The 19,178-nt window shown below is 38.8% G+C and carries 16 protein-coding genes; 7 read left to right on the top strand and 9 right to left on the bottom strand.

Going from position 1 to position 19,178, the window contains the following annotated elements:
- Nucleotides 1-43: 43 nt before the first annotated feature.
- Entirely contained in the window at nucleotides 44-625 is a 582-nt protein-coding gene (locus tag AC1DDX_RS04540) for a LysE family transporter (protein WP_246269344.1), read from the top strand.
- Nucleotides 626-630: 5 nt separating this feature from the next.
- On the opposite strand, the gene AC1DDX_RS04545 is transcribed toward AC1DDX_RS04540, so the two are convergent.
- From AC1DDX_RS04545 to AC1DDX_RS04580, 8 genes are all read right to left on the bottom strand, one after another.
- Nucleotides 631-1,668 carry a DUF2157 domain-containing protein gene (locus tag AC1DDX_RS04545; RefSeq protein WP_172659023.1) on the bottom strand — a complete coding sequence of 346 codons (1,038 nt, stop codon included), beginning with the start codon at nucleotides 1,666-1,668 and terminating at the stop codon, nucleotides 631-633.
- Nucleotides 1,669-1,714: 46 nt separating this feature from the next.
- Complete coding sequence (locus tag AC1DDX_RS04550) at nucleotides 1,715-3,937, bottom strand: cation:proton antiporter domain-containing protein (protein ID WP_337717447.1); 2,223 nt, start codon at nucleotides 3,935-3,937, stop codon at nucleotides 1,715-1,717.
- Nucleotides 3,938-4,411: 474 nt separating this feature from the next.
- Nucleotides 4,412-5,347: a bifunctional riboflavin kinase/FAD synthetase gene (locus tag AC1DDX_RS04555; protein ID WP_337717449.1), complete on the bottom strand. Its 936-nt coding sequence runs from the start codon at nucleotides 5,345-5,347 to the stop codon at nucleotides 4,412-4,414.
- Nucleotides 5,348-5,359: 12 nt separating this feature from the next.
- Complete coding sequence (locus tag AC1DDX_RS04560; protein WP_246269346.1) at nucleotides 5,360-6,211, bottom strand: YitT family protein; 852 nt, start codon at nucleotides 6,209-6,211, stop codon at nucleotides 5,360-5,362.
- A gap of 14 nt (nucleotides 6,212-6,225) precedes the next feature.
- Complete coding sequence (gene truB, locus AC1DDX_RS04565; protein ID WP_172659027.1) at nucleotides 6,226-6,951, bottom strand: tRNA pseudouridine(55) synthase TruB; 726 nt, start codon at nucleotides 6,949-6,951, stop codon at nucleotides 6,226-6,228.
- On the bottom strand, nucleotides 6,951-7,745 hold the full coding sequence (locus AC1DDX_RS04570; RefSeq protein WP_172659028.1) for an undecaprenyl-diphosphate phosphatase: 795 nt from the start codon (nucleotides 7,743-7,745) through the stop codon (nucleotides 6,951-6,953). The genes truB and AC1DDX_RS04570 overlap by 1 nt, the downstream gene beginning before the upstream one ends.
- An 8-nt stretch (nucleotides 7,746-7,753) precedes the next feature.
- Nucleotides 7,754-7,978 carry a DUF3098 domain-containing protein gene (locus AC1DDX_RS04575; protein ID WP_048906395.1) on the bottom strand — a complete coding sequence of 75 codons (225 nt, stop codon included), beginning with the start codon at nucleotides 7,976-7,978 and terminating at the stop codon, nucleotides 7,754-7,756.
- Nucleotides 7,978-8,856, bottom strand: a complete 879-nt coding sequence (locus AC1DDX_RS04580) for a cell division protein FtsX (RefSeq protein ID WP_337717452.1) — start codon at nucleotides 8,854-8,856, stop codon at nucleotides 7,978-7,980. Before AC1DDX_RS04580 ends, AC1DDX_RS04575 begins: the two co-directional genes overlap by 1 nt.
- 244 nt (nucleotides 8,857-9,100) lie before the next feature.
- Here AC1DDX_RS04580 and AC1DDX_RS04585 point away from each other — a divergent pair, with 244 nt between their 5' ends.
- The gene (locus AC1DDX_RS04585; RefSeq protein WP_337717454.1) at nucleotides 9,101-10,363 is read left to right on the top strand and encodes a chloride channel protein; all 1,263 of its coding nucleotides are present in this window, start codon (nucleotides 9,101-9,103) and stop codon (nucleotides 10,361-10,363) included.
- Nucleotides 10,364-10,426: 63 nt separating this feature from the next.
- Nucleotides 10,427-13,225, top strand: coding sequence for a leucine--tRNA ligase (leuS, locus tag AC1DDX_RS04590; protein ID WP_477621810.1), 2,799 nt, complete (start codon nucleotides 10,427-10,429; stop codon nucleotides 13,223-13,225).
- 73 nt (nucleotides 13,226-13,298) lie between these two features.
- Here the strand turns inward: leuS and AC1DDX_RS04595 are convergent, their stop codons facing one another.
- Nucleotides 13,299-13,778: an Lrp/AsnC family transcriptional regulator gene (locus AC1DDX_RS04595; RefSeq protein WP_172659032.1), complete on the bottom strand. Its 480-nt coding sequence runs from the start codon at nucleotides 13,776-13,778 to the stop codon at nucleotides 13,299-13,301.
- 240 nt (nucleotides 13,779-14,018) lie between these two features.
- Between AC1DDX_RS04595 and AC1DDX_RS04600 the strand changes: the two genes are divergently transcribed.
- The 4 genes from AC1DDX_RS04600 to AC1DDX_RS04615 all read left to right on the top strand — a co-directional run bounded on the left by AC1DDX_RS04600 (nucleotide 14,019) and on the right by AC1DDX_RS04615 (nucleotide 19,080).
- Entirely contained in the window at nucleotides 14,019-14,879 is an 861-nt protein-coding gene (locus tag AC1DDX_RS04600) for a sigma-70 family RNA polymerase sigma factor (RefSeq protein ID WP_288883208.1), read from the top strand.
- 6 nt (nucleotides 14,880-14,885) lie between these two features.
- Complete coding sequence (locus AC1DDX_RS04605) at nucleotides 14,886-15,839, top strand: NAD-dependent epimerase/dehydratase family protein (RefSeq protein WP_246269348.1); 954 nt, start codon at nucleotides 14,886-14,888, stop codon at nucleotides 15,837-15,839.
- A 332-nt stretch (nucleotides 15,840-16,171) separates the two neighbouring features.
- The gene (locus AC1DDX_RS04610) at nucleotides 16,172-18,076 is read left to right on the top strand and encodes a hybrid sensor histidine kinase/response regulator (protein WP_288883207.1); all 1,905 of its coding nucleotides are present in this window, start codon (nucleotides 16,172-16,174) and stop codon (nucleotides 18,074-18,076) included.
- A gap of 68 nt (nucleotides 18,077-18,144) precedes the next feature.
- Nucleotides 18,145-19,080, top strand: coding sequence for an NADP-dependent oxidoreductase (locus AC1DDX_RS04615; RefSeq protein ID WP_172659036.1), 936 nt, complete (start codon nucleotides 18,145-18,147; stop codon nucleotides 19,078-19,080).
- The last annotated feature ends 98 nt before the right edge of the window (nucleotides 19,081-19,178 follow it).

A 19,178-nucleotide genomic window follows, 5' to 3' on the forward strand; every position in this document is an offset into this window, starting at 1 on the left:
GCGCATGCTTTTTTTAACACTCTTTCTCGGGATAATTTTGAATATGGTTGGATACATACCACCGGGGAATATTAATCTTACTGTAGTTCAGATCACGATAACAAGGGGGCTTCGCCAGGCATTGTACTTTATCATGGCGTTTTCAACTGTCGAAATACTCTTCACTTTTGGGGTGATGCGTTTTGTGCAATGGCTATCCAGCGAAATTCAGCTGGATAACATCATTGATGTAATCATGGTTTTCATGTTTGGGATATTAGGTGTAATTACCTGGAGGTCGCGTAAGGAAATGCCTAAAGCCGATTACTCAAAGAAAGACAGCATAAAATATGGTTTACTTTTGGGTGTTGTTAACCCAATGCAAATACCCTACTGGCTATTCGTAGGTACGTACTTAATATCGCACGAGTGGATAGATATCGGTTATCTTTCTTTATCTGTTTTTAGTATTGGGTCGGGTATTGGTGCCGGCCTGGCATTATATGGTTTTGCCCGCTTTGCCCAGTACATTCAAGAGAAATTTGCGCTAAGTAGCTATATTGTAAACAAAGGAATTGCGCTGCTTTTCTTTGCATTGTCAGCCTATCACGTATGTAAAATAGTATATATACACTTTATAAAATAAGTATACTACTTCTTCAAAAATTCAAGATTCCAGATCTTTTCTGCTCTGCGCCCAATGAACCAGAATGAGGCCGCCAGTACGCAAAAGAAGAGGGCTTTGTGCCAGCTATCCCAGAAGTATTCAAAGTACCTGGTGTAAAGGTTTATAAATAGAAAGGTAATTCCAAATTCCCTTGCAATATCGTCTCTGTATTTTAAGCCGATGTAAATACTTATCAGACAAAATGCAGCTGATAGTATGCCCCAATAAAACAAGCTTAGCTGCTTTACTGAATACCATTCTTCCAGTGAGCCGAAGTTACCGAATACCGAAAGCAGCCACAAAGAAACAAAAAGGTACACCATGCCGCAGACATAGTTTACCTGAAAAAAGATACCCATCTTTTTATTGTCCTTAATGATAAAAGAAAAGGCAGTTAGGCATAAACCAAAAAGCACAAAGCGAAGTGGATAATTCATTCCCACAAAATACCAGTTCCAACGCGATAGGTAACCCGTTTCAGTGCCAAACCAGGCACCTAATGATATCAATACAAATGCCCATATCAGCCTTGATTTAAATACATATGCCAATATGCCGTATATAAATACAGATGCTAAAATGAGCAAAGAGAAGTGCGAATTGCCGTTGTCAATAGCTTTACCCAGGTAGGCAATAGCATTGGCTGTTAACATTACCGCTGTAAAAACCAATGCCTCATTACTAAATACAAGGTGCGATTTGAGTCTTTTTCTTTTAAAGCTGAAATAGTATAAGGCAGCTGCACCAGCTGCCGATAAAACACTAATCATTACATCCGAGGCCGTGAAAATCCGCTCCAGATAGTTTAAAATCTTATTGTCAATTAAAAGGGCGCCCAACGAAATTACACCGCAGGCCATTGCTATCCAAAAAGAATACTGGGCCAATCGGCGCCAGTCGAAACTTTTGGTTTCGTAACTTCCTCGCAATCTGCTCACGTCATCCGGCGACAAAAGTTTTTCTTCTTGCCAATGATTTAGCATCTCGTCTAAAAAGTCACTCTTTTCCTGATCAATTTTCATTTTGATACAAGGTACATCCTGTTACCCTAAAATCAAAATCTGTAATTTACTTTAGTAGTTCAGGAACTTTCTTATTGTTTCCTACAATCCACACAATGTCGCCATTCTCAAATGTAAGTGTCGAATCTGGATTTAGTATCCGCTCGCCATTTCTTTCGATCCCCACAACAAGGCCCTGGGTCATTTCCCGTATTCCCGAATTGCGAATGGTCTGCCCATAAACAGGGGAGCTGCTGTTGATCACTATTTTTTGGAGTGCCATATCTTCTTTAGGGAAGCTAGATTGCAAATTGTCATCTATACTTCCTTCAAATAGCTCTTTTATAGCCGCAAGCTGATCATCTGTCCCTATTACCAAAACCTTATCATTAGGATACAACCGTTCATCTCTTCCCGGTGTCGGGATCATAATTTTTCCGCGTTCAATTAATGCAATATTAACTCCGTATTTTTCCCTTACAGATAAGTCGATAAGGGTTTTTCCAACAAGTGTTGATTCAGGTGCAACCGTAAGCTCTACCAGGTGGGTATCCCATGGCAATATTTCAGGCTGTGCATTTTGAGCTTCTCTGGCATTCAGATTAAGTAGAAACCTGCTTTCAAGTTTGTTATAAAAACCTTGTAATCTTCTTGAGAAAACAAACATACATAGCACAATAAGGGCAATTGCAATAACAATAGAAATCCAGGTGCTATAGAACTGATAAATTAAAATGCCAACAAAGAAAATAGCCAAAGAAATACGTAAAATTTCAAGCGCAATTAGCGGCCCCCGGGTATATTTCTTATTCAGCCATAAATGAGAATAAGCCTTTCTTTCAATTCTTCTTATGGCAAGGGCCCATAAGAATGGGGTCATTATAAATAGGGTAACTATTAAGCTGATCACAATGCCGTTATTACCATTAATCAGGTTCTGGGTTATAAATGGTTGAAGGTATTTGGAACCCAAAAATACTATGGCGATAAGAATAACCGAGTGTATAATAAGGTTAAAGGTGTACGATTTGAGCAGCGTTTTCCAATCACTTAATGTAGTTATACCGGCAGTACTTGAGCTATATCGGTTGATGCCTTCCACCCATTTTTTAGGAAGTTTGCGCTCCAGAAATAAATAGAAAGGTTCAGAAGACTTAATCAGATAAGGAGTAGTAAAAGTTGTAATGGCTGATACTGCAACTGCAATAGGGTATAGGAAGTCGCTGGTTACCTTAAGAGTTAATCCTAAGGTCGCGATGATGAAAGAGAACTCTCCAATTTGAGCTAAGCTTAAACCTGTTTGTACCGATGTTTTTAAAGGCTGGCCAGAAACCAATGCGCCCAATCCGGAGCTTAAGAACTTCCCTAAAACAGTGGCCAAAGTAATTACAACAATTGGAACAGCATAATCAATCAGAATACTCGGATTGATCAACATACCGACCGACACAAAGAAAATTGCAGCAAACAAGTCTTTAACCGATTTTGTAAGGTGCTCTATCCTTTCGGCCTGCGTGGTCTCAGCCAATATTGATCCCATGATAAATGCGCCCAAAGCAGGAGAGAAGCCTACCTTAACAGCAAGTAATACCATAAGTAAACACAAAGCGATAGAAACCACAAGCATGGTCTCATCGTTCATTAATTTCTTTGTAGCCTTTAAAAAAGTAGGAACAAGGAATATACCTCCTATAAACCACAAGACCAGGAAGAAACAAAGTTTCAGAATCGATATCAACATCTCTGCTCCTGCAAACTGTTGACTAACGGCCAGCGTTGATAGCAATACCAACAATAAAATAGCCACAAGATCTTCAACAATGAGCACACCAAAAACCAGCCCTGCAAACTTTTTATGCTTTACTTCCAGTTCTTCGAAGGCCCTAATGATAATTGTAGTAGAGGATACGGACAATATACCCCCGAGGAATATGCTATCCATTGTAGACCAGCCCATAGCCAAGCCGGCTACAAACCCAATCAGCAACATAAATACAACCTCAACAATAGCCGTTATAGAGGCGGAGCCGCCCACTTTTACCAGCTTTTTAAAGCTAAACTCAAGTCCTAAACTGAATAATAAGAAGATAACCCCAATCTCTGCCCAGATATGAATACTTTCATTATCAGTAACAGTCGGTATAAATTTAATATGAGGGCCCACAAGCAGTCCGGCCAGAATATAGCCAAGTACTAGTGGTTGTTTAATTCTTTTAAAAAGCAGAGTAGTTATCCCTGCGGCAGCAAGGATTAAACCTAAATCAGTAATTAATACTGGTAAATGTATCATAGAAACGCGTATTTTTTAATGTATAATTTATTGTGTAACAGCAGTATAAATTATAATTACCAAAAAACATGTTTTGGGTACAAAAAATTAAAAATATAGGAGTAACTAGAAAATGAAAAAGAATTATAATAGTTTCCAATCAGTGGGCATAGGGCTAAGTGATTGTCCTGCCGCTTAAAAGGAAGAAAAATTCCAAAAGCGGTTTTCTTTACAACTTGTTGCAGCGCGGGAAGATCTTCGAATGATATTTTCTGAAGTGATGATTTGCCTTTCTTGCTAAAAACCAACGTTTTTTTTGCATTAATACTCAATCCCCTATGTTTAGTTTTTTCCGCGTCAAGACCTTTCCCATTTACTACATGGAAAGAAAGAAGATGGAGAAAAACGATTAGTATAAGAGTAAATAATGGCCTCATTGTCGTAAATATACGAAAAAAAAGCCCTTATTTAGAATAAAAGTGGCTTTAAATGAGGTTATGACGATTTTCTGAAATATTCTAAAGTTGCTTCTTTGTCTTTTTGTAGCTGTACTTTTAATGCTTCCAGACCTGTAAATTTAACGTCGTGTCTGAGGAATTCGAGGAAGGTCATCTTGATATCCTGTCCATAAATTTCCTGGTTAAAATCAAATATATTTACTTCAATGTTTCTGGTCATTCCATTAATTGTCGGGCGCTGACCAATGTATGCCATTCCTTTAAATACCTGATTATTCAGTTCAACGGTTACCGCATAAATCCCATCAGAGGGAATTAGCTTATAAGTTTCTTCAACAAATATATTTGCAGTAGGGAAACCAATAGTACGTCCAATTTTATCGCCCTTAATAACCCTGCCATAAATAGAGAAGTTGTAGCCAAGGTAATTGGCAGCAAGTGCAACGTCGCCATCCAGCAGCGCCGTACGTATTTTTGTAGAGCTTACCGCAACATCATTAATATCCTGTTCCGGTATTTGTTCAATTTTATAGTTGAAATTCTTAGAGAAAGCTTCCAAATCCTGAAGACCACCTTTTCTATCCTTACCAAAACGATGGTCATACCCAACAATCAGGTGTTTGATACCAATTGTATCAACTAAAATGTTCTGGATGTATTCTGCAGGTGTCAGATTAGAGAAATCACGTGTAAAAGGTGTAATAATTAGGTGATCTACACCAAGACTACCTAATATTTTAGCCTTTTCATTAATCGTGTTGATCATTTTTAAATCCTGATTCTCTGGGTCAATAATTAACCTTGGATGGGGGAAAAAGGTTAATATCACACTTTCACCGCCAGTTGATTTTGCAAGTTCACACAGTCGCTTAATAATTTTCTGGTGGCCAAAATGTACGCCATCAAAAGTTCCTATAGTTGCAACTGCGTTGTTTAGCTTCTTAAATTCCGAAAAGTGATTATATATTTTCAAGGTAGTTTTAAATTAATGTAAAGCCTGGCGTTTTACTACGCCACCCTTTATGTCGGCAATTTGTTGCTGAATCACAAACGCATCCGGATCGATCTGTCTTATTGCAGTTTGCAACTTGCTCATTTCAAGTTTGGTAACCACAGTATAAAGTATGTCTATATCCTTTTTTTCTCCGTATCCTCCTTCGCCTTTATAAATTGTTACCCCCCGTTTCATTTGGTTGATAATGAATTTTTTAATGCGGTCGTTTTTTTCTGAGATCACGGTAACACCGGTATACTGCTCAATACCATTTACAATATAGTCAACCGTGTTCGATGCAGATAAATAAGTTAGGATAGCGTACAATGCCTTATCTATACCTAAAAATATTGCAGCGATTGCGAAGATGATGATATTTAAAATCAGAATGATATTACCTACAGTTAGGGTACTCTTTTTACTGATGTATAGGGCCAATACCTCTGTACCATCAATTACACAGCCGCCACGCATGGCCAATCCAATCCCGCCTCCCAAAAACAGACCTCCAAAAAAAGCAATCAGCAGGGGATCATGAGTAATCGGTTTAAACGGGGCTGCAATAAGTAAAATAGCGAGTAATGATATTGCAACAGATGTTTTAATGGCAAATACTTTCCCGATTTGTCTATATCCCAAAATAACAAAGGGAATGTTAATAATGATGATCAGATAGGAAAGGTTGAGTTTAGTAATGTTGCTAACTAGCAGCGATATACCAGTTACTCCGCCATCTATAAATCCGCTAGGCAGCAAAAAGCTTTTCAATCCAAAACAAGCCGAAACAATGCCACATATTATTAAAAATATGTTTTTGGCGATGTTAAGTTTTTTGGATTTCATCTGGCCACGCATAGCTATTCTTTTTTAAGTCTAAGATAGCTAACTAAATCTGCTACCTCAAAAGCATTTTCAAGTAAAAAGTTTCCGCTGCGTGTGCGGGTAAGTTTTGACAGGTATGCGCCATTGTTAAGCTGCTTACCGAAATCAGAAATCAATGACCTGATGTAGGTTCCTTTACTGCAAACAATTCTGAAATCAATTTCGGGAAGTGCTATTCTGGTAATTTCAAACGCAGAAACGGTCACATTACGTAAACGCAATTCTGTTTCTTCGCCTCTTCTTGCTTTCACATAAAGACGTTCTCCATTTACTTTTACAGCAGAGTGTGCAGGTGGGTATTGTTGTATATCGCCAATAAATGGAGCCGTAGCGGCATAAATAGCTTCTTCTGTTATTCCATCTAAAGGAAATTCCTGATCAGCAACAGTTTCCAGATCAAAGGATGGGGTAGTAGCACCTAAAACCATAGTGCCGGTATACTCTTTCTCTTCGGCCTGAAAAGTATCAATTTGTTTAGTCAGTTTCCCTGTGCAAAGTATCAATAAACCTGTAGCCAGCGGATCTAAAGTGCCGGCATGGCCAACTTTTAATTTCAAAGGTTTTAATGAGTTGCGGATTTTCCCAACTACATCAAAACTTGTCCATTTGTATGGTTTATTGATGAGTAATAGCTCACCTTCGGCAAAATTAAAATCAGGAAATGTTTTTGTTACTATCGGTTCTTCTTTATCCTCACTCATTACAATACGTTCATTTCAACTCCCGAAAAATATAGTACAAGAAGCAGAACACCTATAATAATTCTATACCAGCCAAAAATCCGAAACCCATGTTTAGATAAAAATCCGATGAATGATTTTATTGCAATTATCGCTACAATGAATGCAATAACATTTCCGAAAAGCAACAGTTTAACGTTTTCAGCATTCAGTAATTCATATCCTTTCAAAAGCTTGTAGCCGGTAGCAGCGCACATAGTAGGTACAGCAAGGAAAAAAGAAAACTCTGCTGCAGCATGTCTTGTTAATTTTTGCTGCATACCTCCAATTATTGTTGCCGCACTTCTGCTTAGACCCGGAAATGCAACAGCAAGCACCTGAAAACATCCAATTTTAAAAGCAGTCAGGTTACTGATCTCGCTTTCGTGATTGACAGTCTGATTTTTGAATAGCTTATCAATAAACAACAATACAATACCACCAAGCAGCAATACCACTGCAATAAATATAGGATTGCCTAAAGTGTTGTCTATAAAGTCGTTTAATAAGAACCCAAAAAATAAAGCGGGGATAACCGCAATGATTAGTTTAATATAGAACTGCCATTTACTGAAATCAAAAAACTTTTTCCAGTAAAGTACCACTACGGCTAAGATTGCGCCTAGTTGTATGGCTACTTCAAAAAGCTTTACAAATTCATCTTTCCCAATTCCCATAAAGGAACTGGCAATAACCATGTGGCCGGTTGATGAAACCGGCAAAAACTCCGTTAGCCCTTCTATTATAGCTAGGATAAGGGCCTGTAAATAATTCATGTGCTAACCTATTTTTTTAATATGGCATAAACTCCAAAACCGAAACCGGCTAATACCACCATAGGGGCAAGCAATGTTTTTCTGAAGTCGTATATATCTGTTGTGCCTATCATTAAAATGAAGCCGAATACAACAATAGCTATGCTAATAAGCAATAACTGATAGTTCTTTTTTGTGAAAACTAATTCTGATTTTGAATCCTGATGTACRGGAGTAGATTTTTTTTCTATCATTATCTGTAAAGGTCGTAAATTTTTAAACGTAAATATTTGCTAACGGCAAATGAGGTACTTATAGCAGTAATAAAAATACCTACCCCCACAAGGCCAAGTAAAACAATACCAAATTCAGTATAATTTCTAAGAATTACAATTTCCGGGATCTCTCTCTGCGCATAATATAATATGCCTAGTAAGATCAGGATGGCAATAAATGCCGCAATTAATCCGTGTAAAGCAGCTAATAAAATAAAAGGTCTGCGGATAAAGCTTCTTGTAGCCCCAACCAGTTGCATACTTTTAATCAAAAAACGCTGAGAATAAATGGCAAGTCTTATTGTATTGTTGATCAATGCAACAGATATAATTAACAAAATAGCAGCAAAGCCCAGAATAATTAATCCTATGGTATTGATGTTTTTATTTACCATATCAATTAATGAGCTCTGGTAAATGACTTCTTTAACCACATGGTTTTTAGCTATACTTGCCTTTAATGTGTCGATACTTTTGTTGTTTGCGTAATTTGCTTTTAAGTATACATCAACTGTTGACAGTAAAGGGTTGTAACCAAGAAAATTAACAAAATCTTCGCCAAGGTCGTTAGTTAAGTTTCTGGCTGCCATTTCCTTATTTACATATTGAGTGGTCTTAATAGCCGGATTGGCATTAAGTTCCTTTTGAAACTGCAACACATCTGTTTCTTTGGCGCCTTCATCTACAATTATGTTTAGCACAATATTTTCCTTCACGTAATTGGAAAGGTTTTTTGCGTGTACCAATATCAAGCCCAACATGCCCAGCATTAATAAAACCAATGCAATACTGAAGATTGTAGAAATATAAATGGTTTTTGTCTTCTTAGAAGCATCGCTCACTTCAAATTCTTCCATGTATTTGTCTTTATGTTTTGCGAAAATAAAAAATATAAGCAACTAATTTAAATTATATGCCTTTTATACTTCAAAACTTCAAAAACTTATAACGGAATTTGTGTTTAAATAGTGTTGAGTTTACGTTGGTTCTACACTTGTTCGAGGATGAGTCCACCTTTCCTTAAGAAAAACGTGGACTCACTGTGGACTCAACGTGGACCTACCCCTAAGAATTTTAAATGTATTATATTTGACTTGCATTATGATTGATAAGAAATTCATCTATAAATTAGGCAAGTGGTTGCTAATAATCATTTTACTTAGTTTCGTGGCAGGCACAATGTCAGCAATATTTTTAACATCATTAGATCTGGCAACAAATTTTAGAACCAAACATCCGTATATTCTTTACTTACTGCCTTTAGGAGGGTTGGCAATTGGTTTGATTTACCATTATGCGGGTAAAAGTGTTGAACGGGGTAATAACCTTGTTTTTGATACTATCCATAACCCTAAGGATATTATTCCATTCAGGATGGCTCCTCTGGTGCTCATCGGTACTGTTGCCACACATTTTTTTGGCGGTTCTGCAGGTAGGGAGGGCACAGCTTTGCAGATGTCGGCTGCTGCGGCAGATCAGTTTCATAAAATTTTTCATTTGAGCAAGCAAGAGCGGATAGTGCTTCTTATTGCAGGTCTAAGTGCTGGTTTTGCCTCAGTTTTTGGAACCCCAATTGCCGGGGCCATTTTTGGTATTGAGGTGTTGTTACTAGGCAAAATTCCGTGCAAATCAGTTATACCTGCATTTGCAACAGCTTTTTTAGCGGCTTATGTTACCAGTTTATGGGGAGTGGGGCATACCCATTATCATATCGATTCAATTCCCCGGCTTTCTTTAACAGGAATTGCCTACAGCGCTATTGCAGGGGTGTTTTTCAGCATCGCTGCGGTAATATTTGTAAAATTGACCCATCAATTATCTCTGATATTTAAAAATATTAAATACGCACCTATGCGCCCTTTTGCAGGGGGCTTATTGGTTATTGCTATTGTTTCGTTGTTAGGTACTTATAAATACCTTGGTTTAGGTATACCCACCATAGTTGAGTCTTTTTTGCAAAGTTCAAAACCTCAGGACTTTGCTTTAAAAATACTCTTAACAGCAGTTACGCTTGGTGCAGGCTTTAAAGGTGGCGAGGTTACTCCGCTCTTTTTTATTGGCGCAACGCTAGGCAGTGCACTTTCATTCTGGCTGCCTTTGCCTGTTGGGCTCCTGGCAGGTATGGGTTTTGCAGCTGTTTTTGCCGGTGCTGCAAAAACTCCGCTGGCTTGCTGCGCAATGGCGATGGAACTTTTTGGAATTTCCTGTGGTATTTATGTTGTTGTGGCCTGTGTGGTTGCATACCTTATTTCAGGAGCGCACAGCATCTATAATGCCTCCGAAAACAAAGCGCCAAAGCACTTTTTGTTCGGTAAATTTTCACTTACAGATGTACATCGCCGAAGGCAAATAAAAACTTCTTAGCCAAACTTTTCTGTAACCACCTTAATTTCTTTATTTTCGCGGGATATAAAGGAATTAGCAGTAATGGATTACCAATTTAAAGAAATAGAACAGAAGTGGCAAAAGTTCTGGGCTCAAAATCAAACGTTTAAAGCAGAAAAAGATACAACAAAACCTAAGTTTTACGTTCTCGATATGTTTCCTTACCCATCAGGGGCAGGCTTACACGTGGGTCATCCACTCGGTTACATCGCTTCCGATATATTTGCCAGGTATAAAAGATTAAAAGGATTTAACGTATTGCATCCAATGGGATATGATTCTTTTGGGTTGCCGGCAGAGCAATATGCTATACAAACCGGTCAGCACCCGGCTTTAACTACCGAAACGAATATCAATACCTACAGAGCGCAATTGGATAAAATTGGTTTTTCTTTTGATTGGAGCAGAGAAGTACGTACCAGCGATCCGGGATATTATAAGTGGACTCAATGGATCTTTATGCAATTGTTTAATTCCTGGTATAACCTGGAAACAGACAGAGCTGAAGATATCACTACGTTAATTGAGAAATTTAATGCTTCGGGCAGTGCCGATGTAAAAGCGGTTTGCGATGAAGAGGTTAAATCTTTCCTGCCTAGCGACTGGGCAACTATGACCAGCGAAGAGAAGCAGGAAGAATTATTAAAATATCGCCTTACTTATTTAAGAGAAAGTACTGTAAACTGGTGCCCTGCATTGGGAACTGTGCTTGCTAATGATGAGGTGAAAGACGGATATTCTGAACGAGGCGGATACCCGGTAGAGCAAAAGAAAATGATGCAGTGGAGTATGCGTATTTCTGCATATGCGGAGCGTTTGCTGCAAGGCTTAAATACAATTGACTGGCCAGAGCCGGTTAAAGAGATGCAACGTAACTGGATTGGAAAAAGCGTTGGGGCAAGTGTTAAATTTGCTATAGAAAATGCTCCTGAAGGTATTGCAGACTATATAGAAGTTTTTACCACACGTGTGGATACAATATTTGGTGTGTCTTATTTGGTTTTAGCGCCAGAACATGAACTTGTTACTGCATTAACTACAGCAGCACAACTGGATGATATTAATGCTTACATCGCTAAAACAAAAAAGAAATCAGAGCTGGATCGAATGGCCGATACAAAAACCGTATCAGGCGCTTTTACAGGTAGCTATGTGATTAATCCGGTAAGTGGAGAACGAATCCAACTTTGGATTGCAGATTATGTACTTGCTGGTTATGGAACCGGTGCCGTAATGGGCGTGCCTAGTGGCGATCAGCGCGACTGGCTTTTTGCTACTCATTTTAATTTGCCTATTGTACAGATTCTTGATGCACAAAAAGATATCGAGCATCAGGCAGATGCCACCAAAGAGGGTAAATACATCAATTCTGGTTTTATAAACGGAATGAATTATACTGAGGCTACCCAAACTTTAAATGCCTGGTTAGAGGAAAAAGAAGTAGGGAAAGCCAAGATAAATTACCGAATGCGCGATGCTATTTTTGGCAGACAACGCTATTGGGGCGAACCAATTCCTGTTTACTTCAAAAATGGTCTGCCATATTTGATTAAAGAAGAGGAACTGCCGTTAATGCTTCCTGAAATTGATAAATACCTTCCAACTGAAACAGGCGAGCCACCATTGGGCCGTGCAGAAGATTGGAGCTATGATGATCAGTACGAATATGAGTTGAGTACTATGCCGGGATGGGCTGGGTCTAGCTGGTATTGGTATCGTTATATGGATGCTAAAAATGATTCAGACTTTGCATCTAAAGAAGCAATTGCTTACTGGAAAGATGTTGATTTATATATTGGTGGTGCTGAGCACGCAACCGGCCATTTATTATACAGCCGTTTCTGGAATAAATTCTTAAAGGATTTAGGATATGTGCAGGAAGAGGAGCCTTTTAAGAAACTGATTAACCAGGGGATGATACAAGGTAGAAGTAACTTTGTATACCGCGTGGTTGATGATGAAGGCCGTGGTACCAATACTTTGGTTTCTCATGGTTTAAAGAAGGATTACAAAACCTCTGCTTTGYATGTTGATGTAAATATTGTAGAGAATGAGATTCTGAATATTGAGAAATTTAAGTTGTTTAGACCTGAGTTTGCTGATGCAGAGTTTATCCTTGAGAATGGAAAATACATCTGCGGAGTGGAAGTAGAGAAAATGTCTAAATCCAAATTTAATGTGGTAAACCCCGATGTGCTGATCGAAAGCTACGGGGCAGATACCTTAAGGATGTACGAGATGTTCCTTGGACCATTGGAGCAAAGCAAGCCATGGAATACTAATGGTATAGAAGGTGTGTTTAAGTTCTTACGTAAATTCTGGCGTCTATTCCATAACGAGGCATGGCAGTTTAATGTTAGTGATTCTGTGCCAACAAAAGCAGAATTGAAAGCTTTGCACAAGATCATTAAAAAGGTTCAGGATGATATTGACCGTTTCTCGTTCAATACTTCTGTGTCGAGCTTTATGATTGCCGTTAATGAGCTTACAGATTTAAAATGCAAGAACCGCCAGATACTTGAAGATTTGGTTGTTGTACTTGCTTCTTATGCACCGCACATTTGTGAAGAACTATGGGCTTTATTAGGTCACGATGCAGGAAGTTTGTCTTATGCTAAGTATCCTGAGTTTAACCCTGCGTATATGGTAGAGGACGAGTTCAGTTATCCAATCTCGGTTAATGGTAAAACCCGTTTAAACATGAACTTGAGCCTTGCATTAGAGCCTAAAGAGATTGAAGAAACTGTTTTAGCTGATGAACACGTGCAGAAATACCTTGAGGGTAAAGCACCTAAAAAGGTAATTGTAGTAAAAGGGCGGATTGTAAATATTGTGATTTAGAGTAATACGACGCCCTTCTTAGTTCTAATGTGGCTATCATCATTCTGCTGCCTTCGTCATCTCGACGAAGGCTTTATATTCTGTCTTTTAACGGATAGGCCAATTCTCTTTTCGCTTCATTAACCACAAAACAGCTCTGTAACGAACCTACATTTTTAAGCTTTGCCAGTTTCTCTACAATTAGCTTATTGTAACCTGCCATATCACTTACCACAATTTTTAACAGGAAATCAAAAGCCCCTGTTGTATGGTAGCATTCTAATACTTCGGGAAAACGGATTACTTCGTTTTGAAACGCAATAAGTGCTTCGCCGCTATGGTCGTTTAACTGAACCTGAGTAAAGGATATCCAAAGTTCATCAAATTTGTTGCGGTCTATTAGTGTGACACTTCCGGTAATATATCCAAGATCTTTAAGCCGACTCACACGCTCAAACATAGTGCTGCTCCCCTTATGTAATTTAAGGGCTAATTCTTTATTAGTAAGCCTTGCGTCCTTTTGCAGCAGGCGAAGAATATCCAGATCGGTCTGATCTAAGATGGTTGTATTCATATAACCACGACAGCTTTATATACGTTTAGATGTGATACAAATAAAGAACATTCAGCTCATATTAACAAATGGAAGACAACAAAATTTGGGGATTACTTACAGTTTTTTTTAAGGGCAAAATTTAATTCTGATGATAAGGGCGCGTTATGAATAATTTGCGGATAAATCCAATATCCAAGGTTATAACAAATCAACTTTAGAACTTTAGCCCATGCAACCGCAGGCTGCAATGTGCTAAGCATGAGAGAAATCAAGATAGAGAAATCCTTTACTAAACGAGACCATGATTCCCTTCGCAGGTATCTGAATGATATTGCGGGGTATCCATTGTTGAGTGCAGAAGAGGAAGTAATGCTGGCACGTAAGATTCAGGCAGGAGATCTTTCAGCATTGCAAAGGCTTGTAAATTCGAATCTTCGATTTGTTGTTTCGGTAGCAAAAAAATACGAGGGACAGGGCTTGCCTCTTGCTGATCTTATTTCGGAAGGTAATGCTGGTTTGGTTAAAGCTGCCGAACGGTTTGATGAGAGCCGGGGGTTTAAGTTTATCTCTTTTGCGGTATGGTGGATCCGCCAGTCTATGATGATGGCCATTGGTACTTACAAGCGTATGATCAGACTTCCGATGAACCAGGTTAATGATATACAGGAATTGTGGCGATCGGAAATGGAGATGGAGCAGAAACTAGAACGGTTGCCTACCGATGAGGAACTTTCTGAATATACCGGAATAGCACTTGATAAATTAAAAGCCTATCAATACAGTCCGGGCCATGCAGTTTCTTTGGATACCGCAGGTGATGACGAAGAGAAACCTGGTTTGCTGGTGTTTCTTGAGGATACTTCTATAGATGCGCCAGATACAGTACTGCAATCTCAGGATCTAAAGTACAGCCTCAGGAAATTGTTAAATCAACTGCCAGACAGACAGCGCAGAATAATCCAGCTCAGTTTTGGACTGCAAGGTAACGAAGCAATGCACCTTGAAGACATTGCTGATCTTTTTGACCTTAGTAAAGAAAGTGTTAGAAAGATCAAATATCAAGCGTTACATAACCTTGGTAAGGAGGAGGGAGCAAAACGCCTCAGACAATATTTATAAATGAACATGAAACAGAAAGAATATATACTAATCATTGGTGCCCTTGGACAAATTGGAAGGGAGCTAACCGATGAACTACGAGAGAGATACGGAAAGGAAAATGTATTAGCTGCGGACATCAGACCCAAAGAAGATGTTTCTTTTGAGAAACAGCCTTATATACAATTAAATGTGATGGATAAGGAGGCACTTGAAAGCCTTATCGCTGAAAATAAGTTTACGCAGATCTATCATTTGGCAGCAATGCTTTCGGCAAGCGGAGAGCGTAATCCTCAGGCGGCCTGGACCCTGAATATGGAAAGCTTATTAAGTATTCTGGACTTATCTGTTAAATATAAAGTAGGAAAAGTTTTCTGGCCGAGCAGCATAGCTGTATTTGGCCCTGATTCTGCAAAACAAAATTGCCCTCAGCAGGGCGTTACTGAGCCAAGTACAATTTATGGTATCAGTAAGGCTGCCGGAGAGTATTGGTGCAAGTATTATTTTGAAAAACATGGACTTGATGTGCGCAGTGTGCGCTATCCGGGGCTTATTAGTTATACAGGTGCGCCGGGAGGTGGAACAACTGATTACGCTGTAGATATTTTTCACAGCGCAGTTAAGGGCGAAAAGTATACCTGCTTTTTGAAAGAAGATACGGCTTTGCCAATGATGTATATGCATGATGCAATACGTGCAACATTGGAGCTTATGGATGCTCCTTCGGAGTCTTTGTCTGTACGTACGGCTTATAACCTGAGTGCTCTGAGCTTTACTCCAAAAGAAATTTATGAACAAATAGCTAAAGAGGTGCCTGGATTTGAGATCTCGTACGTTCCTGATTTCCGTCAACAGATTGCCGACAGCTGGCCTCAAAGCATTGACGATAGTGTAGCGAGTAAAGATTGGGGTTGGAAACCTGCATTTGATTTGCAAAAAATGGTGAAAGATATGCTTAGTAATATTGAAGTATATCCATAAAGAAAATACAATTAGAAGTAATTGGTAAATTTAGGTTCAAAAGCAGGCAGTATCCGGATGGAGCGCCTGCTTTTTTTATGACTTTAAAAATGTTAATTTGTTTATAACATTTGCTAGAACCTGGGATAAGATTCGTTAAATTAGATTATAAAATAATTCAAGTCTGTTTTGACAAAAAAGTCCTGTGAGTGGGTGATCCGCGAAGGGCAGGCACAGCATACACAGAAGGTACAAAAGCCAGCTTCTTAAAGCCGGCTTTTGTGTTTATAAAACTTTGGCGGGCAAATTGCAATATGGTTCAATAAAAAACTGTTATTTGCTGGCCGCTAACAATGCAAGAATCAATAGAAGAAAAGATTTATCTTTTTCAAATGTTACTCGACAACGTTCCTGTTGTCATCTTCAGAATAAATAAAGAAGGCATATTTACGCGCTCGGTAGGCCTGGGTTTAAAGCTGTTTGGAGTTAAAGACAATGAGTCTGTAGGAAAAAATATCTTTGAATTGTACCCGGCTGTTGGCACCCGGATGCGTCGTGCACTGGCAGGCGAATCGCTTAAATTTATCACTGACATGGAAATTAAAGGGAGAGTTATACTCCTTGATGTTACACTTCGCCCGGATCCATTTGATTTGGGAGGTGTCATCGGTTCCATTTTAGACATCACTCAGCAAAACGATGTGGAGCAGGAACTAAGAAAGGCTAAGATAAAATTGGGGCAGACAGTTGAGTTGCTAAATACCGGAGAAGAAATAAGTAAGACGGGGGGATGGGAGTACGATATAGAAGCAGACCTGGTTTACAGAACAAAAAACATGAAGCTATTACTGGGGATTAATGAGGAAACAACTTCCCTAAATGATGCTGCAATTTTGTATGAAGACAATGGTGCAGAGTTAATTAGGGAGGGAATGAAAAATGCCATTGAAAATCAGTTGCCATATAATATTGAACTTATACCTAAGGGTACTCAGAAGTGTTTTAGGAGCATTGGTATTCCAATAGTTGAGAATGGTAAAACAATAAGAGTTGTTGGAGCTGTAACAGATATCACCGAAATAAAACAGGCAGAACGAGAGCTTCTGATGGCAAAACAAGTAGCCGAAAATGCGGCTCTGGCTAAACAACAGTTCCTCTCTAACATGAGCCATGAGATAAGAACCCCAATGAACGCGGTAATAGGTATGACCAATTTGCTATTGCAGGAAAACCCTAAGCCCGATCAGATAGATAGTTTAAAGATTTTAAAGTTCTCTAGTGAGAATCTTTTGGACCTGATAAATGATGTTTTGGATTATAGTAAAATAGAATCCGGAAAAATTTCATTTGAGCAGATTGACTTTAACCTAATAGAGCTGGTAAATAATGTTAAAGAAACGCATTGTTTGGCAGCAAAAGAAAAGGGGCTAAAGTTTAAAGTAAAGGTAGACTCAGATTTGCCAACTATGATAATTGGCGATCCAACAAGACTAACCCAGATATTGAATAACCTGGTAAGCAATGCCATTAAATTTACAAGTTCGGGTTCTGTTATTATTGATTTATCATTGAACAGGGCAGTGGGTAATTTGGTGGATATAGATTTTGCGGTAACAGATACCGGAATTGGTATTGATGCAGATAAGAAAGATTATATTTTTGAGAGTTTTACCCAGGCAAGTTCCGATACAAACAGAGTTTTTGGCGGAACAGGCTTAGGCCTTGCAATAACAAAAAAGATAATAGAGTTACTTGGTGGAAGTATTTCTGTTAAGAGTACTGTTGGCATGGGAGCTAGTTTTTTATTTAATCTGCAATTTAAGAAAAGCAAAAAGAAGGCAGGCGATATTTCTGTGCCTGGGGTAGTCTCTGATTTTTCGAGCCTTGCGGGTTATAAGATACTTTTGGTTGAGGATAACGAGATAAATGTAATTGTTGCCCGTAAGTTTATGCAAAAATGGGGGCTCCACATAGACTGCGCAGTAAATGGTACTGAAGCAGTTGAGAAGGTAATAGACAACCATTATGACCTTGTATTGATGGATTTGGAAATGCCAAAAATGGATGGATATGAGGCAACAAAAGTAATAAGGTCTATCGGCGATGATAAATTTAAGCAGCTTCCAATAATCGCTTTAACTGCATCTCTGCTCACAGAAATTAATAAACAGATTTTAGAAGCTGGCATTGATGATTATGTAGCAAAACCATTTAGTCCCACAGAGCTGCATTCTAAGATCAGACAATACCTGCATTGATTTTATGATCTCATAGGAACTCAAACCTACTCAATTTTTGTAATTTGCAATATAAATTGGTTCAGCAAATGAGAAGTATCATGTTAAAGGATTTTGGCAGTGTAGATAATTTGGTTTATACCGAGTTGCCAGTGCCATCAATAAACGATGGAGAAGTGCTTATACAAATAAAGGCCATTAGCATAAATCCGGTTGATGTTAAAACGCGCATAGGTAAAGGACGCGCCGCAAAGCTAAAAGACGAGAATCCTATTGTTCTGGGCTGGGATGTATCGGGGGTTGTTAGTTTATCTAAATCTTCATTGTTTAAAGAAGGCGATGAGGTATTTGGAATGATAAATTTCCCGGGACATGGGAAGGCCTATGCTGAGTATGCAGCTGCTCCTGCAAGTCATCTTGCTTTAAAGCCTGCTAATGTTACCCACGAAGAAGCTGCTGCGGCTACCTTAGCTGCCTTAACGGCATGGCAAGCGCTTGTTGATCATGCAAAAATAAAAAAGGGCGACCGTGTACTAATTCATGCGGCTGCGGGTGGGGTAGGAAACTATGCTGTGCAGATTGCAAAACATATTGGAGCTTATGTGATAGGAACTTCATCTGCTGCTAAAAGAGATTTTGTTTTAAGCCTGGGGGCTGATGAACATATTGATTATACAAGCCAGGCTTTTGAAGATGCTACAGGTAATATTGATTTTGTACTTGATGCAATTGGGGGCGAGAATATCGACAACTCTTTAAAAGTAATGAAAAAGGGAGGGACAATTATTAGCATTCCATCTGGACAAAATGATGCAGTAGCCGAAAAAGCTAAGGCACAGGGGATGATTGGTTATCCGATTATGGTACAATCCGATGGCGAGGAGATGAAAAAAATTGCCGCTTTATTGGAAAGTGGTGCCGTCAAATCTCATGTGTCGCAAGTATTTGATTTTGACCAGATGAAGGCAGCGCACCTCTCACTCGAAACCGGAAAAACTCAGGGAAAGATTGTTATTAAGGTTTAATACTCTAGTCTTTTTGTAGATTTTTTCTATCATATGGCTGTTTTTTACTTTCGTATGAAATATTTTTACCCTCGACAGTACCGATTCAGCTACCTTTG

Source organism: Pedobacter sp. 10L46_2 (assembly GCF_056395165.1).

Bases quoted from the DNA above. Each gene is read 5' to 3' on its own strand.
- AC1DDX_RS04605 (WP_246269348.1), top strand. From the start codon at position 14,886: ATGAAACAGAAAGAATATATACTAATCATTGGTGCCCTTGGACAAATT.
- truB (WP_172659027.1), bottom strand. From the start codon at position 6,951: ATGAGTGAGGATAAAGAAGAACCGATAGTAACAAAAACATTTCCTGAT.
- AC1DDX_RS04585 (WP_337717454.1), top strand. From the start codon at position 9,101: ATGATTGATAAGAAATTCATCTATAAATTAGGCAAGTGGTTGCTAATA.
- AC1DDX_RS04580 (WP_337717452.1), bottom strand. From the start codon at position 8,856: ATGGAAGAATTTGAAGTGAGCGATGCTTCTAAGAAGACAAAAACCATT.
- AC1DDX_RS04545 (WP_172659023.1), bottom strand. From the start codon at position 1,668: ATGAAAATTGATCAGGAAAAGAGTGACTTTTTAGACGAGATGCTAAAT.
- AC1DDX_RS04610 (WP_288883207.1), top strand. From the start codon at position 16,172: ATGCAAGAATCAATAGAAGAAAAGATTTATCTTTTTCAAATGTTACTC.
- AC1DDX_RS04570 (WP_172659028.1), bottom strand. From the start codon at position 7,745: ATGAATTATTTACAGGCCCTTATCCTAGCTATAATAGAAGGGCTAACG.
- AC1DDX_RS04615 (WP_172659036.1), top strand. From the start codon at position 18,145: ATGAGAAGTATCATGTTAAAGGATTTTGGCAGTGTAGATAATTTGGTT.
- AC1DDX_RS04540 (WP_246269344.1), top strand. From the start codon at position 44: ATGGTTGGATACATACCACCGGGGAATATTAATCTTACTGTAGTTCAG.
- AC1DDX_RS04600 (WP_288883208.1), top strand. From the start codon at position 14,019: ATGAGAGAAATCAAGATAGAGAAATCCTTTACTAAACGAGACCATGAT.
- AC1DDX_RS04595 (WP_172659032.1), bottom strand. From the start codon at position 13,778: ATGAATACAACCATCTTAGATCAGACCGATCTGGATATTCTTCGCCTG.
- AC1DDX_RS04550 (WP_337717447.1), bottom strand. From the start codon at position 3,937: ATGATACATTTACCAGTATTAATTACTGATTTAGGTTTAATCCTTGCT.
- AC1DDX_RS04560 (WP_246269346.1), bottom strand. From the start codon at position 6,211: ATGAAATCCAAAAAACTTAACATCGCCAAAAACATATTTTTAATAATA.